Origin of the sequence: Variovorax sp. YR266 (assembly GCF_900107295.1) — a bacterium.
Lineage (GTDB): Bacteria > Pseudomonadota > Gammaproteobacteria > Burkholderiales > Burkholderiaceae_C > Variovorax.
In genome coordinates, this window is record NZ_FNPM01000003.1 from 344,439 (window position 1) to 359,694 (window position 15,256).

The following is a 15,256-nucleotide window of genomic DNA, read 5'->3' on the forward strand; positions in this document are numbered from 1 at the left end:
TGGCGCTTGCCATTTGCCTTTGGTCCAATGCGCCGCACAAGAGCCCGGCCTAGCATCGAGGCCGATTGTTCCGCCACCACAACACACACCCAGATTTCTACATGCTTGATATTCCGCAAACCAGATTCGACGAACTCGGAAAGAGCCTCTCCGAGTACTACGAGAAAGAAATGTCGGCAGGTGTGCGCATGCTCCTTGACCGGATGCGCACCAAGGACTGGGGCGTGGTGAGCGCGGCCGTCGTCCAGAAGACCGACCTGGTCGAGCGGACCTGGGATGCCTTCCGCGCCAAGTCGAACGACAGCTTCAGCGTGCCGTTCAAGAAGAAGCTCACCATGCTGCTGGGCGAGTACTGCGGCAACACCGCCGACATGCAGAAGCTGGTGCTCAAGGGCGTTGCCGCCGTGGCCAAGGCGGGGCTGGGCGCCATTCCGGTGCCCGGCGCCAAGTACCTCAAGCAGGTGGTGACTGGCACCGTCAAGCTCGGTGGCCTGATCGTCGGCGAGGCCGAAGGCGGCCTCGACCGCTACCTGCACGGCAAGAGCATCCGTGAGGCCGACGGCGTGATCGCCAAGCGCGGCAACGAGGACGCCGCAGCGCTCTTTCGCGACGACCGCGATGCGATGGCCGCCGCGGAAGCGGCCATGTCGCAGTACAAGCACATCGCCAATCTGATCAATTCCATGCCGGACCAGATCACCGGCCTGAACGACGCCGTGCTCTATCCGGGCGTGGCGGCCAAGGTGCGCATGGCCGCGTCCGACCTGCGCCAGCAGCTCATCAAGATCAACGCCTACGTGGAAGGCATGCAGGTGCGTGCCGAGCGCGTTGCCGAGCTGATGCACAAGGACACCGACCAGATCTCGGAACGCATGGTCGATATCGCCAAGGACGTGGTGTTCAATGCGTATCACACGGCCCGCGCGGATGCCCGACAGGTGTTGACAGGCATGAACCCCAAGGGCAAGCCGTACCAGCCCGTCAGCAAGCCGGTGCTCAAGCCGCCGTCGGCGAACGAGGGCGGCGCCACGCAGCTGGCCAACCTGGTCGCCTACGCGCTGGCGCTGGGCAACTACGACGCCTTCGAAATTTCGACGCCCACGCTGGTGTCTTCTTCCAATCCCGCCGTGCCTGTCGGCCGTTCACTCGGCAATGCCGTGGCGCCCATCGGCGGGCAGCCGCCGCGCATCCCGCCACCGGTGCCACCGCGGCCCTGGGTCCGCTGATCAGGCCTCGGGAGGAATGCCGGGGCCGGTGTCCCACACCTCGACGCGAAGGGCATTGCCCGCGCGCCGGCAGCCGACCAGCACGCCACCGTGCTTCGTGTGACGGATGGCGTTGTCGACCAGGTTGCGCAGGATGCGGTCGAGCAGCGCCGTGCCTGCCAGCGTGCAGCGGCGCCAGCGATGCAGGGCCGCGCCGTCTTCTGCAACGCGGTAGCGCCACGCACCCCAGCCACGAGCGGCAGTCAGCACTGCGTTGGCTGCGGCCCGAGTGGCCAGCTGCGCATGCGGCACAACGCGGTACAGCGCTGCGATGACCAGCGCCACTGTGAGCATGACGCCGAGCAGGGCAAAGGGCAGATTGCGCCTCAGTGCGGCCATTCTTGAAGCGGCGCTTCATAAAGCTTGAAGGTGGCACGGCTTTGTTCCATGGCGTCCGGCAGGTAACTTTGTCGCCAGGCCAACGCTGGCATCTCACCTCGAAAGGACATTCACCATGAAGCTCGACAACTACCTCACCCTCGGCCGCTCCGGCCTGCGCGTCAGCCCCGTGTCGCTGGGCACGATGACCTTCGGCCAGGAATGGGGCTGGGGCGCGGACGCGGGCGAATCGCGCCGCATGTTCGATGCGTACGTGGACCGCGGCGGCAACTTCATCGACACCGCCAACTTCTATACCAACGGCAGTTCTGAACGGCTGCTGGGCCAGTTCATCGCCGACAGGCGCGAGTCGGTGGTCGTGGCCACCAAATACTCGCTCAACATGCAGCCGGGCAACCCGAACGCGGGCGGCAACCACCGCCGCAACATGGTCCGCTCGGTGGAGGCCAGCCTGAAGCGACTGGGCACCGATTACATCGACCTGCTGTACCTGCACATCTGGGACAACCTGACGCCCTTCGACGAAGTGATGCGCGCCTTCGACGACCTCGTGCGCTCGGGCAAGGTGCTGTACGCGGGCATCTCCGACACGCCGGCCTGGCAGGTCGCGCGCATGCAGACGCTGGCCGAGCTGCGCGGCTGGGCGCCGCTGGTGGCGCTGCAGATCGAATACAGCCTGATCGAGCGCACCGTGGAGCGCGAACTGCTGCCGATGGCACACGAACTCGGGCTGGGCGTGATGGCGTGGTCGCCGCTGGGCAGCGGTGTACTGTCGGGCAAGTACACGCGCGCCGACCTGGACTATCGCAAGGACCCCGATTCAGGCGTGACGGGTTCGCGCAAGGACGTGGCCGCAGGCAACGGCGTGCTGACCGCCCGCTCGCTCGACATAGCCGGCGTGGTCGCGCAGGTTGCGAAGGAGCAGGGCCGCTCGCCCGCGCAGATCGCGCTGGCCTGGCTGCTGCACCGTAGTGCGCCGACGGTGATGCCGATCATCGGCGCGCGCACTTTCGCGCAGTTCGAGGACAATCTCGGCGCACTCGATGTGAAGTTCGACGGCTCCGTGCTGCAGCGCCTCGATGCGGCCAGCGCCGTGGCGATGGGTTTCCCGCACGACTTCATGGCGTTGCCGATGACGCAGGGCGTGCTCTCGGGCGGCAGCTCGGTGCGGCGCGCAGCATGAAGCAGCGGCTGAAGGTCGCGGTGGTGGCGACGCTGGGAGATCGGCATGAGGTGATCCCGGCCTCGCGCCACGGCGCGCTGCGCATCACGTGACCGACGCCGCCAGCAGCAAGCTGCACAGCGTGACCGACGCAGCGGCAAATGCGATCCAGTGAAAGCGCCGCGGCGCATAGCTGAGCAACCCCACCGTGGCCAGCGCGGCTGCCGTGAGCGCGCCCAGCCAGAGCACCCAGCCGATCGTGCTGCCCGCCGCCCGCAGGCTTGCGACCAGCGACAGGCACAGCAGCGCGGCGCCACCCAGTTGCAGCCAGCGCCGCCACGGGCCCGGCGTGCTGCCGCGGCCGAAGACGTCTTCGCTGTGGCGGTCCATCGCGAGGCTCAGCGCGCAGAAGCCCGCGAGCGATGCGGCGAACACGAGGCCGAGGAGCAGCGAGTCCGTCGTCATGAGCCTTGGCCCGAAGTGGCGAGCGTCGATGGTGGTGGTTGCGTCTTCGCTGCCGCCTGCTTCGCAATCGACTTGCGTCGCTTGCGCTCCACGATCCATGCCGCGCCCGCGAGCGCCAGGCCCAGCGCGATCACGACCAGGTCGAAGCCCGCCACCGAGGTCGGGCCGGTGCGCAGGCTCACGGTCAGCGGCGCGGGGCCGGTGAACGCATTGAGCACCGGCAGCCCCGCGAACAGCAGCGCGCCCAGCGCAAGCTGCGCCTGCCACATGCGCAAGGTGGGACGCAGCAGGCCCAGCACGGCAGTCGCGCCCCAGACGATGAAGAACCAACGGATCTCCGCCTCGCCACGCTCGGCCACGTCGACCGGCAGCAGGCGGTTGGCCCAGAAGAAGGCGGCCATCGCGACGGGCAGGCCGGCGATGGCGCCGAGATTCAGTCCGTCGACCAGCCGCAGCCCGAAGCTGACGCGCCCGCCCCGCTTGAGCGTCTTCGCGAACTTCTGCCGCTCCTTCACGGCCCACATCAGAAGCCCCGTCGCAACCATCAGGCAGCCCGCGAGCCCCGAGAGGAAGAACAGCGCGCGCAGCAGCGGATCGCCGAAGCGGCCGATGTGCAGGCCGTAGAGCACGCCGCGCGTCTCGGCCGCCGGCTTGGGCACGTCGCCGAACGCGCCGATCAATGCGCCGGTCGCGCCGTTGAACTGCATCGAAGGCTGGTCGTACGACAGCTGCGGCCCCTCGGCGCGCGTGAGCGAGACCACCGCGTTGGCATCGTTGGGCTGATGCACCGTGACACGGCCCACCGCCGCGCCGCCCCAGTGCGCGGAGGCCTGCGCCATCATCGGCGCAATGGGCGCGAGCAGCACCCTGTTGCCCGAGGCCTTGATCTGGTCGCGGCCACCACCTGGGAAGGCCTCGGAGAAAAAGGCCTGCTCGCCGCCGCGGTCCTTGTAGGCCACCTGCGGGCCCCAAGGCATGTACATGAACATCAACGTGACGAGGCCCGTGTACGTGATCATCAGGTGATAGGGCAGTGCGAGCACGGCCGTCACGTTGTGCGCATCGAGCCACGAGCGCTGGCCCTTCTTCGGGCGGAAGGTGAAGAAGTCCTTGAAGATGCGCTTGTGCGTGACGATGCCGCTGAAGATCGCCACCAGCATGAACATCGCGCAGAAGCCGACGATCCAGCGTGCCCACAGCGCGGGCATGTAGTGCAGGTCGAAGTGCAGCCGGTAGAAGAATTCGCCGCCGCGCGTGACGCGCGGTGCGCTGACGGCTTCGCCGGTGGCGGGGTCGAGCGAGGCGCGGTCGAAGCGTCGGCGGGGCTTCTCGCCGGGCTTGGCACCAGTAGCTGCTGCTGCGCCGGCCGGTGCGGGCGGCGCGAGGTACAGCACGTCCGTCGACGGCTGGCGCTCATTCGGCAGGTTGATGAACCAGCGCGGGCTGTCCGCGGCGCGTTGCTGCAGGTAGGCCATGGCACTCTCGACGGCCTTGACCGGCGGCACGGCGTTCTGCGCGACTGCATGCAGCTCCGGCTTCATCCAGAACGTGATCTCGTCCTTGAAATACGAAGCCGTGCCGGCCGCAAACACCATGAACAGCACCCAGCCGACCAGCAGGCCCGACCAGGTGTGCAGCCATGCCATCGACTGGCGGAAGCCCTCCTTCATGCGGCGCCTCCGGTGGCGCGCATGAGCAGCAGCAACAGCAGGGCCAGCGGCACCGCGACGATGACCAGGCCGGACCAGGCCCGCAGCGCAGTGCGCGCGGCAAAAACCCACATCACTGCGAACGCGAAGATGGCGAAGGAAGCGAGTGTGCCGGTCATCGCGGCTTCGCTGCGGGCCATGCCGAAGGCGGCGGGCAGGCAGAGCGCGAGCACGGCGGCGGACAGGGCGGCGATGCCATAGCCGCCGAAGATGGCTGCTACTGCACGTGAGGCCACGCCTAGGCGATAACGAACGCCGATGGTCACGGCGCGCGCCGGACGGCGGGCGGGGTCGTTCGGAGATTCATGAAGAGGGAAAAGGACTGGCGAAGATGAGAATGATACTCATCTGAAGAAAACTTTCCCCTGCCACCCAACCTGCGAGCCGGGGCTTTCGCTCCGGCTATGGCAACTTACTTCGCCTGCAGCAACGCCCCGACTTCCAGCAGCACCAGCTCGTTGTCATCCGCCTTGTTCGGCTCGCGGCTGCTCGAGAAGGGCAGGTTGTTGTCGTTGCCGACCACGATGTGCGTGGCATCGACCACGTCGACGTTCTCGATCGTGAAGAACGGGAACTTGAGCACGCCGTCGTTCAGCGGCTTGCGCGCGAGCTTGTCGGGGTCGGCGATGTTCAGCAGGTCGATGTAGCCGATCTTGCGCACCGGGCCGCCCACGTTCGCGTCGTTCAGCTCGACCTTGTAGACGCGCTTGAACTTGGCGATGTCGTGGAAGCAGTCGGTGCGCTTCTGGCCTTCGGGGCAGGCCTTGTCGCTCGTGCCTTCGCCGTTGTCGCGCTCGATGATGAGGCCCGTGGTGCCGTCGATCATGTTGAAGTCGCCGATGGCGTTGCCATTGGCTTCGAGCACGTACTTCCAGTGACGGCCGGTCCACTTCTCGGTGGCCACGTCGAACTCCAGCACGCGCAGCGCTTCCTTGCCTTCGACCTTTTCGTAGTCCTTGGCCTCGGCGTTCCACACCGGGCCTTCGAGCAGCGCATAGAGCTTGCTGCCGTCCTTCGACGAGGCCATGCCTTCAAAACCCTTGGAGCGCTTGATCTGGAAGTCGACCGCGCCACCCGGTGCGCCCGGCGTGGTCACGGCCGGATGGTCGGGCGAGCGCACGGCCTTGCCGTCGACCTGCGTGTCGAACACCGCGAGCACCTTGCCCTTCAGGTCGGCCTTGATGAGGAAGGGGCCGAATTCTTCGCCGATCCACAGCGCGCCACCGGCGAACTGAAAGCTCTCGGGGTCGAAGTCGGAACCGGTCAGGTAGCGCTGCTTGGTGCCTTCGTGGACGATTCGGAAGGGCACCTTCTTGTCGGGGTCGTGCAGGAAGATGGTGCTGATGCGATTGAGCTTGCCGCCCTTGAAGTCCACCTTGTAGTGATTCAGGTAGAGCATGAAGTCGGGCGAGTTGGCCTTGGCGCCCGCGCCGTTGTCGGTGAGGATCCAGAAGCTGCCGTCGTCCATCTTCTTGATGCCCGAGTGGCCCTGCAGGGGCTGACCCTTGAAGGGCACCGACACGCCCGTGCCGCGGCCACCCGACAGGCCTTCGACCGTGCCGACCGCCTCGACGCGCTTGCCGGTCGTGAACTTGCCGCTGACCTGCAGGTCGGCCGGCGCATCTTTGGGCGCGGCCACAAAGCTTTGCGCGGGCAGCACGGCGTGGCCGGAGAGCGTGGCGGGGAACGCGGTCTGTGCGGCCGCGGCGCCGCATGCGAGCGCAGCGGCAAGGGCAACGAAGGACAAGGAGGCAAGACGTGTCATGAGCAGGAAAGTGTTCAAGTCGAAAACGCGTGACCATGCCGAGGAGGCGTGACGCCGCCATGACATCCCTTCAAGGTGCGATGTCGACCGTCACCTCGCGCGACTCTGCGCGACCCTGGTCGTCGACCGCGCGCAGCACATAGCGCCGGCCCGACGCCGCGAGGTCGGGCATCCACGTGATGCCTTCGCCGGGCGCGGCGCGGCCGATGAGCGCGTCGTCGGCAAACCAGTAGATCGCCTGCGTGCCCGCAGCGGCTTCGGCGCGCAGCACCAGAGGTTCGGGCTTCTTCACGCGCAGTGTGTGGCGCACGCCACGCAGGGGCGAGGTGATGAGTGGCGCGCTTTCCGGTGCGTCGCCATCTTTCTCGCAGCCATCGGCCGGTGCGCTCGCGCGCGGCAGGCCGGCCTGGCGGAACAGGCGGCGCATGTCGCTGCCCCATTGCTCCACCACCTGTTGGCGCGCGTTGGGCTGCGGGCCGCAGACCACCTTGCCGGTCGTCTCGTCGACCCACGCCGCGCGGTGCAGGTTGCTGACCTGGATGGGCGACTTGCCGGCGATGAACCACGTCATGGTCCGCACCGGGCACAGCGCATCTGGCAGGCCGCCCGTCGCAGCGCAGACTTCGACCTGCCGCAAGTCGGGCGGCTGGCGCGACGCGACCTCGCCGGGGTCGAGCCGCTCGGCGCGCAGCGCATCGACCATGCGCAGGAACAGCGGCGCGGCCGCATCGACGCCCACCAGCGCGGGGTTGCTGGTGCCGTCGAAGTTGCCCACCCACACCACCAGCACGTGCCGGCCGAACACGCCGGCCGTCCATGCGTCGCGAAAACCCCAGGACGTGCCCGTCTTCCATGCGATGGCAGGGCGCGCGGGCAGTGTGGTGTCGGGGCGCGGCGTGTGGCGCAGCATGTCGAGCGTGATGAAGGAAGCCTCCTCGCTCAGCAGGCGCAGCGGCTGCACGGGTCGCTCGTCGGGCGCGGGCTGCGTGTAGCGAATGGGCTGCGAGATGCCGCCGTTGGCCAGCGTTGCGTACATGCCCGCCAGCTCCTCGGGCGTAACCTCGCCACCGCCCAGCACGAGTGCAAGGCCGTAGTGCGATTCGCTCTGCAGCTTCTGCACGCCAGCGAGCCGCATGAAGTCGTAGAGCCCCGGCTTCGAGAGCTTGGCGGCCACGGCGACTGCGGGCACGTTGCGGCTGCGGATCAGCGCCTCCTGCGCGGGCAGCGGACCAGCAAATCGATGGTCGAAGTTCTCGGGCGTGTAGGGGCCGAAGGAAGTCGGCGCGTCCTTCAGCATCGTCTTCGGATGCAGCAGCCCCTGGTCGAGCGCCAGCGCGTAGATGAAGGGCTTGAGCGTGGAGCCCGGCGAGCGCTTGGCCAGCACGCCGTTGACTTGCCCCGAGATGGCGTCGTTGCGAAAGTCGGCCGAGCCGATCATCGCGCGCACCTGCATGGTCGAGGCGTCGAGCAGCAGCGCGCTCGCGTTGGTCATGCCCACGTCGGCATGCGTGCGCAGGTACTGGCCCATCACGCGTTCGAGCGTGGCCTGCATGCGCAGGTCGATGGTGGTGCGCACCTCCTGCACGCCGCGCTCCTGCGCGAGCAGCATGTCGGTGGCGTGTGGAGCAAGAAAGGGCAGGCTGCCGCGCGACTGCGCCGACAACGCGAGCTGCGCATCGGGCGCGTGCTGCTTCGCGGTCGGATCGCGTTCGGCCCACAGCGCCCACAGTCGTTCGCGCGCCGATTGCAGCTCGGCATTGCGGCCGCGCTCGGCGATGCGCTTGACGGGGTTCTGCGGAATCACTGCAAGCGTCAGCGCTTCGGGCAGGCTGAGCTTCGCGGCGTCCTTGCGGAAGTAGATGAGGCTCGCGGCCTGCACGCCTTCGATGTTGCCGCCGTAGGGCGCGGTGTTGAGATACGCCTCCAGGATGTCGTGCTTGCTGAAACGCGCCTCCAGCCACAGCGCCGCGAAGATCTGCGCGACCTTGCCGGTGGGCGTGCGGCTGTCGATGCCGTAGACGCGGCGCGCGAGCTGCATCGTGAGCGTCGAGCCGCCCTGCCTGCGTTCGCCGCCGGCAATGCGCCAGGCGCTGCGCGCCAGCGCGGCGGGGTTGACGCCGGGGTGCGCGTAGAAGCGGCGGTCTTCGTACAGCAGCACCGCGTCGACCAGCGTGGGCGAGATGCGATCGAGCGGCACCCAGAGGCGGTACTGCTCGTCGCCTGCGAGCGTGAGGCGCAGCAGCTCGCCGCCCTGCGCATACACGGCGCGCGAGCTGCCAACCGTTTCACTCAACGCAGCGTGCGGCCACAGGCGCAGCAGCGCGAGCACGAAGACAGCCGCCAGCGCCCAAAGCGCGGGCTTGCGCAGCCTTCTTCCTGCAGACGCGATGCCGATGCGCATGGCGAGCCTGCCTTGCCTCAGTTGCCGACGACCTGGAAGCGCGCACCCGCCGAGCGCGAGAACACACGGCGGTCGTACATCGCCTCGCCGTACGCTGCCGGCACCACGTAGTCGCCCACGTTGGTGGCGCGTGCCTTGTAGGTCACTTCGAGCAGGTCTTTGTTGACGCTGCCGTAGAACACGACGCGGTCTTCGCGGATGTCGGCGTACTGCACCTTCCACGAACCGCCGCCGCCCAGGCGCTTCTTCCAGATGGGCGCGTCGGCGTTGGCATCGTCGTCATCGCCCACGGCCTGCAGCACCGGCTCGAGGCCACCGGGCAGCACGTCGACCAGCGCCACGTCGTTGAGCTGCGCGCGCTCCAGGCTGCGCACGCGCACCCGCACCGTGACCTCTTCGCCGAGCTTCGCCTTGGTGATCGGGTTGCCCTTGGCATCGAGCACTTCATGGAAGATTTCGAGGCCCTTGTTCACCGCCGTGGTGGGCACGTTGCGCTCGAAGCCCTGTTCGGCCCAGCTGTAGTACAGGTTGAAGTCGCTGTCGTTCGACAGCTTCAGCTTGGCCGTGCCGGCCGGCACCGCGGCTCGCGTGATCGGGTTCACCGCACCCAGCGCGAGCGCTGCGGCCTGGCCTTGCGCGTTGACGGTGCTCGCCGTGAGCTTGCCCTCGACGTTCTGCCCCACGGCCTCGAAGTACGAATCGACCGCGAGCAGCATCGAGGCCGACGACAGGCTGTTGTACCAGCCGTCGCGCACCATCGCCGCCATGCCTTCCCACACCGCGGGCTTCAGCGTCTTCAGGCGCGACGGGAAGTGGCGGCCCACCAGGTGCAGCGTCATGCTGTCGTGCACCAGCGGGTCGTAGTAGGCGCCCCAGACATTGCGGCGCTGCTTCTTCTCGGTGCGCGCGAGCAGGTCGGACCACACCGGGTTCAGCAGCTCGTTGGCCACCTGCTCCTGCTTCACGAGCTGGTAGCTCGCGGCGAGGTAGACGGCGCCGAGGTCATCGCTCCAGCCCTGCGTCTGCTTGCTGCGCCAGGCTTCGCGCAGGTTGGCCAACGCGGCCGGCGCGATGATGCCCTGGCGCGTCAGCAGGTAGGCCGCCTGCGTGCGCTGGCGCCAGCCGTCGAGCGATGCGTCGCCGCTGCCGAGCCAGCCCTGCAGGTACGCGTTGGCCTTCTGCAGCAGGTCTTGCGGCACGGGCAGCTTGTGGTCCTTGGCTTCGACCAGCAGGTGCACTGCGTATAGCGTGGCAAAGGCGTCGGTGCCGGCACCGGGCCACAGCGAGAAGCCGCCGTCGGCCGTCTGCCGCGCGCGCAGCTGCACGAGATAGCGCTCGAAGGTCTTGCGTGCCTCGGGCATCGGGCCTTGCTCGGCCGTACGACCGCGCGCCATTTCCTTCACCAGCTCGGGGCGGCCCGCGAGCAGCACGGCCGGAAAGGTCTGGCTCGTGATCTGCTCGGTGCAGCCATGTGGATACACCTCCAGGTACTGCATGAGCCCGGTCGCGAAGGCCCACGGCGCGGCCGACACCGCCACGTCGCTCTGGCGGAAGTTCGGGTACAGGTCGGCCTGGCTCGACAGCTCGCCCGCGCGCTGGAAGCTGCCGGCCTGCACCAGCGTGACGAAGGGCGACGCGGGCCGCACACTCACTTCGGTGGACAGGCGCGCGCTGAAGGTCTTGTGCGTCGATGTGAACACCAGCGCAGAAGATCCCAGCACCGCCTGTTCTCCCGGCTTGGCGCGCACATTGAATTTGGTGCTGGCTTCGCCGCGCTCGTTGACCTTGAGCGTCTGCGTGGCGTCGCCCACCACTTCGAGCCCGCCGGAGGCGGTGAGCGTGAGTGCAATGGGCGCTTCCTTGCCCGAGCCCACGATGTTGTTCGCAAGGCCCACGCCTACCTCGACCGTATCGCCGGGCGCCATCGCGAGCGGTGCGTTCGGCAGTATCACCATGTCACCGCGCACCACGGTGCGGGTGGTCTTGGCGGCTGTGGTCTCGTCATTCACGGCCACGGCCATCACGCGCAGGCTGCCGTTGAAGCTCTCGGGCACGGTGTAGCTGAACTCGCGGCTGCCGTTCACGTCGACCAGGCCCGACCAGTACGCCACCGGCTTGTCGCGCTTGCGCTTGAACGGGTTCAGGTGCTTGCCGAGTTCGCCTTCGCCGTCGCCGCCGGGTGCGACGCCCGGCATGAGCTTCTTGAACTCCGGCAGGATCAGGTCGAGCGTCTGCAGCGTGCCGACTTCGAGCGCGCGCTTCTGGAAGAAGTGCTTCAGCGGGTCGGGCGTCTTGTAGCGCGCCACCTGCAGGATGCCTTCGTCCACCGCGAACACCACGGCGCGCGTGGGCTTGTCGCTGGTGAGCTTCATCTTCACGGTCTGCCCGGGCTTCACCAGTTCGCTGCTGGTGAGCTGCAGGTTGGCGGTGCGCTTGGTCAGCGCGGTGGCGAAGGGCACGACGCCGTACGACAGCGGGCTCATGTAGACCTCGTCCGAAGCCGGGTCGCGCACGAAGTGCACGTTGATGTAGCCGGTACCCTCGAAGTCCTTGGGCAGGGTGATCTTCTGCACCGAAGCGGTCTTGTCGGTCTTGAACCAAGCGTGCGCGTAAACCTTGTCGCGCTCGATGGTGATGAGGCCCGCACCCACGTACGGCGCGCGGATGCTCACCGCAATCTCTTGCCCCGGCTCGTAGTCCTTGCGATCGAGCGTGAGCTGCAGCTCTGCATTGCGGTCGAGCGAGCGCGACACGTTGGCATTGCCCGCCACGCTGTACTCCACGCGGTTGAGCTCCAACCCCTGCGCGTTGCGCACCACATAGGCGAAGTTGCCGGGCGCGCCTGTGTCCAGCGCCACGTTGTTGCCGGCCGCGGCGATGGCGAAGGGCTTCTCGTCGAGCACGACTTCCTTGCGGCGCGACTCGTAGCGGTACAGGCCGTTGTCCTGCTTGATGAGCACCGACAGCACCTTGCGCTCCACGCGCTCGATCTTCAGGTCGGCCACTGCCGTCTTCTTCGCCTGCGGGTCGATGGCGATCACGGTGGCGTTGCGCGCGGCGCCCTTGCTCACATAGCCGACGTCGCCGTCGACCTTCACGCCGACGAGGTAGGGCATGTCGCTCACCAGCGTCTGCGCTTCGGCCGACACGCTGCGCCCGCCCTCGGGCTCGAAGGCCTTGGCGAGCACATGCACCTGGTAGGTGGCGGCGTCGAAGCGCGACAGGCGCAGGTCGAATTCGGCCTTGCCGTCGGCGCTGGTCTGCACGCTGCCCAGGTCGTCGACCTGCTTGTCGGCGGCGCGCTGCGGATCGAAGAAGGCGTAGTCGGTGAAGGCGCGGAACACCGGGAAGCCGGGGCTCAGCGTGAGCGTGCCTTCCACTTTGCGGTCGGGCGCGGGCGTGCCGAAGAGGTTCTGCACGTCGATGAGCGCCTTCAGGTCCTTGGGCTTGACCCAGCCCTCCGCGATTTCGCTGCTGAGCTTGGCCGTGACCTTGGTGCGGTCGGGCAGGAACTCCTGCACCTTCACGGTGGTGCTGCCGATCAGCAGGCCTTCGACCTCGGGCGTGCCGGGCGACGATTCGCGCGGCAGGTAGAGGTTGACGGTGTAGTTGCCGGTGGGCGATGTGTCTTGCGTGGTGTGGGCGATTTCCGCCGCGCCGCCGGGGCCGAGCTTGAGTTTTTCGCGGCGCACGCTGAGGCCGCGCGCATCGATGATCTCGGCTTCGAGCGGCAGGTCGCGCAGCGAGGTGCCCCAGTTGCCGGCCTTGACCATCATCGCGATGTGCATGGTGTCGCCGGGGCGGTAGATGCCGCGGTCGCTGAAGACGTAGGCCGTCATCTGGTTCGGCACGCCGGCCGCGCGCAGGCCGCCGACGTCGAAGCGAGAGATGTCCAGCGTGCGGTCGTTGCGGTTGAAGGGCAGGAAGCTCAGGTCGCCGTCCTTGCGCACGACCAGCACCACGGGCGCTTTCTCACGCTGGTAGCCGGCGAGATTGGGCAGCTTGGCGGCGCCCGTCGCATCCGTGGCCTGCGACGCGACGATCATGCCGTTGCGGCCCCACACCTCGACCAGCGCACCGGCCACTGGCTGGCCATTGGCAATGCTCTGCACGAACACGTCGCGCGTGCCGTCGAGCGACTTCTTGGCGACGATGCCCAGGTCGGTGACAAGCACGAGGCGCTGGTCGAGCTGCTGCTCGGGGCTGCCGCCTTCGCCGTTGCCTTCTTCGTCGGACGACTGTTCTTCCTGCTGCTGTTCGTCTTCGGGCTGGGCTTGCTGCTCATCGCCCTCCGGCTTCTTCTTCGCCTTGGGGTCGTAGCCCTGCACCTTGAGCAGGAACACGCCGCGGCGGTCGGCCACGTCGTTGCGCAGGTACTCGGCGAAGTCGACGGTTTCGTAATGCGCCTTGCCGGCGGGAATGCTGAGCGGAATCTCCTTCTGGAAGCGATCGACGAGGTTGTCCGACTGCAGGCCACCGTAGAACTGCGGATGCGAGAAGTCGCCGTTGGTCTGCGTCACCAGGTGCTGCAACTGCTGCGGCAACAAGCGGCCGATTTCGAGGCGGATGCCGGGCAGGTCGCGCACGAGGATCGGCAGCTTGCGCTCGCCCGAGAGTGCGAGCAGGGAGCCCTGGCTCATGATGGTGAGCTCGGGCGCGAAGGTCTTGAGCAAGCGCACGTCTTGCCGTGCGGCGCCGAGCTGGTAGCCGCCGGGCGTCTTCAGGCCCTTGGCCACGCGCACCAGCAGGTAGCGACCGCCCTCGGCCTGTGGCATGCGGAAGCTGACCATCTCGGTCACTTCGCGCTCGCTGGCGATGGGCTGGAGGTTTATCTTTTTGGCGCGGCGCAGCACGGCATCGGTGACCTTCGACGGATCGGCGGACCAGTCGAACTTCTCGTCGGGGTCGCCCTTGGCTTCTTCTGTCGCGGGCAGCAGCCAGGCTTGCACCACGCGCGCCATTTCGCGCTCGTGCACGGGCATGGAGGCGGTGACGTGCATCACGTGCTCGGGTTCGCCGTTCTCGCCGGTGACGATGGTGGGTTCGATGCTGGCGATGCTCAGGCTGAAGAGGCCGGGGATGTCGACCGCGCGGGACATGTCGGCACGCAGCGCCGGGCCGCCCTTCTGCGCGACCGTGCCGGAGGTGAGGCTGAGAATCGCCGGGCGAGTCTTCTCGGGAATCGGCAGCGGCTCTGATTGCAGGGTGGCGTTGAGGCGCAGCTTGTCGTAGCTGACCGTGAACTTCTCGCTCGCGCACTTGCCCATGCTGAAGAACGAGGAGCTGCAGGGCTGGTCGTAGGTCAGCACCAGGCGCTTCTCGAACTCGGCCGTGTTCACGGGGTGCGAGAAGTGCACCTGAAAGAGCGCGCGACGCACATTGGCCTGCACCGGGTCTTGATAGAACTCTGCGGCGTTGATCTGCGCGGTGAATTCGGGCGAGATGAACTCGTACTTGCGCAGAGCCATCTCGATGTGCGGTGCGAGTGCGCTGTCGGCGATCTGCACCTTGTACGGCTGGCCGATGGGCCAGTCTTGCGCGGGCAGGAATTCGAGCCGGTTCTGCTTGGTCCACGTCCAGCGGCCGGCGATGGCGGGCTCGATGGTGACGCCGGTGGCCTCCTGGCCGATGCGTGCAATGGGCGCCACCGAGGCCGAGAAATTGATGACGAAGGGGTTCGGGCCCCTGTCGAGCTCGATCTGCGTGCGCTGCGGCGGCTCGGTCTTCGCGGTGGCGACGACGGGTTCGACGCGATCGGGCGTGAGGCCGTGCCACCACTTGATCACATGGGGGCTGGCCATCCAGCCGGCCAGCACGAGCAGCAGGAGCAACACCAGCCAGGCCAGCCGCTGCTGCAGCCACTGCAGTCCGAAGAGCAGGAATGCGCCCGCGATGCGCAGCCAGCCCGGTGGTCGCCAGGAACCGATGAGCCCACGGGCCACCGGACGCAGAAAGCCGAGCACGCGGCCCAGTCCGGTGAAGAGCACGTCGCTGAACGACGCGAGTTTTCGATTGGCGACTTGAAGCATGGACGCTCCCACTGTGTTTTTGTTGGCGTCCGCGAGTTTGCGGACCATCTGTGAAGCAATAGCGCTGTGTGTGAAGTCTTGGTGAAAACTGCACAGGGCCGCGCGAGGCCTTTTTCAGTGA

Annotated in this window: 9 protein-coding genes; 2 read left to right on the plus strand and 7 right to left on the minus strand. The window is 67.4% G+C overall.

Going from position 1 to position 15,256, the window contains the following annotated elements; all coding sequences use genetic code 11:
• The first annotated feature begins 188 nt into the window (after positions 1-188).
• Positions 189-1,226: a hypothetical protein gene (locus BLW48_RS10785; protein WP_143062575.1), complete on the plus strand. Its 1,038-nt coding sequence runs from the start codon at positions 189-191 to the stop codon at positions 1,224-1,226.
• Here BLW48_RS10785 and BLW48_RS36060 read toward each other — a convergent pair whose 3' ends face one another.
• Positions 1,227-1,604, minus strand: coding sequence for an ATP-binding protein (locus BLW48_RS36060; RefSeq protein ID WP_177142313.1), 378 nt, complete (start codon positions 1,602-1,604; stop codon positions 1,227-1,229). It abuts the gene before it with no gap.
• A 115-nt stretch (positions 1,605-1,719) separates the two neighbouring features.
• On the opposite strand from BLW48_RS36060, the gene BLW48_RS10795 reads away from it, so the two are divergent.
• Entirely contained in the window at positions 1,720-2,787 is a 1,068-nt protein-coding gene (locus tag BLW48_RS10795) for an aldo/keto reductase (protein WP_093174577.1), read from the plus strand.
• Positions 2,788-2,871: 84 nt separating this feature from the next.
• On the opposite strand, the gene BLW48_RS10800 is transcribed toward BLW48_RS10795, so the two are convergent.
• The 6 genes from BLW48_RS10800 to BLW48_RS10825 all read right to left on the minus strand — a co-directional run bounded on the left by BLW48_RS10800 (position 2,872) and on the right by BLW48_RS10825 (position 15,135).
• Positions 2,872-3,231 carry a DUF3325 domain-containing protein gene (locus BLW48_RS10800; RefSeq protein ID WP_093076403.1) on the minus strand — a complete coding sequence of 120 codons (360 nt, stop codon included), beginning with the start codon at positions 3,229-3,231 and terminating at the stop codon, positions 2,872-2,874.
• Complete coding sequence (locus BLW48_RS10805; protein ID WP_093174579.1) at positions 3,228-4,901, minus strand: PepSY-associated TM helix domain-containing protein; 1,674 nt, start codon at positions 4,899-4,901, stop codon at positions 3,228-3,230. Before BLW48_RS10805 ends, BLW48_RS10800 begins: the two co-directional genes overlap by 4 nt.
• Entirely contained in the window at positions 4,898-5,206 is a 309-nt protein-coding gene (locus BLW48_RS35390) for a DUF3649 domain-containing protein (RefSeq protein ID WP_177142314.1), read from the minus strand. Before BLW48_RS35390 ends, BLW48_RS10805 begins: the two co-directional genes overlap by 4 nt.
• Positions 5,207-5,352: 146 nt before the next feature.
• Positions 5,353-6,705: an esterase-like activity of phytase family protein gene (locus BLW48_RS10815; protein WP_093174581.1), complete on the minus strand. Its 1,353-nt coding sequence runs from the start codon at positions 6,703-6,705 to the stop codon at positions 5,353-5,355.
• A gap of 70 nt (positions 6,706-6,775) precedes the next feature.
• Positions 6,776-9,106: a penicillin-binding protein 1C gene (gene pbpC, locus BLW48_RS10820; protein ID WP_177142315.1), complete on the minus strand. Its 2,331-nt coding sequence runs from the start codon at positions 9,104-9,106 to the stop codon at positions 6,776-6,778.
• A 17-nt stretch (positions 9,107-9,123) separates the two neighbouring features.
• Positions 9,124-15,135 (minus strand): alpha-2-macroglobulin family protein, encoded by a 6,012-nt coding sequence (locus BLW48_RS10825; protein ID WP_093174583.1) that lies wholly within the window; start codon positions 15,133-15,135, stop codon positions 9,124-9,126.
• Positions 15,136-15,256: the final 121 nt, after the last annotated feature.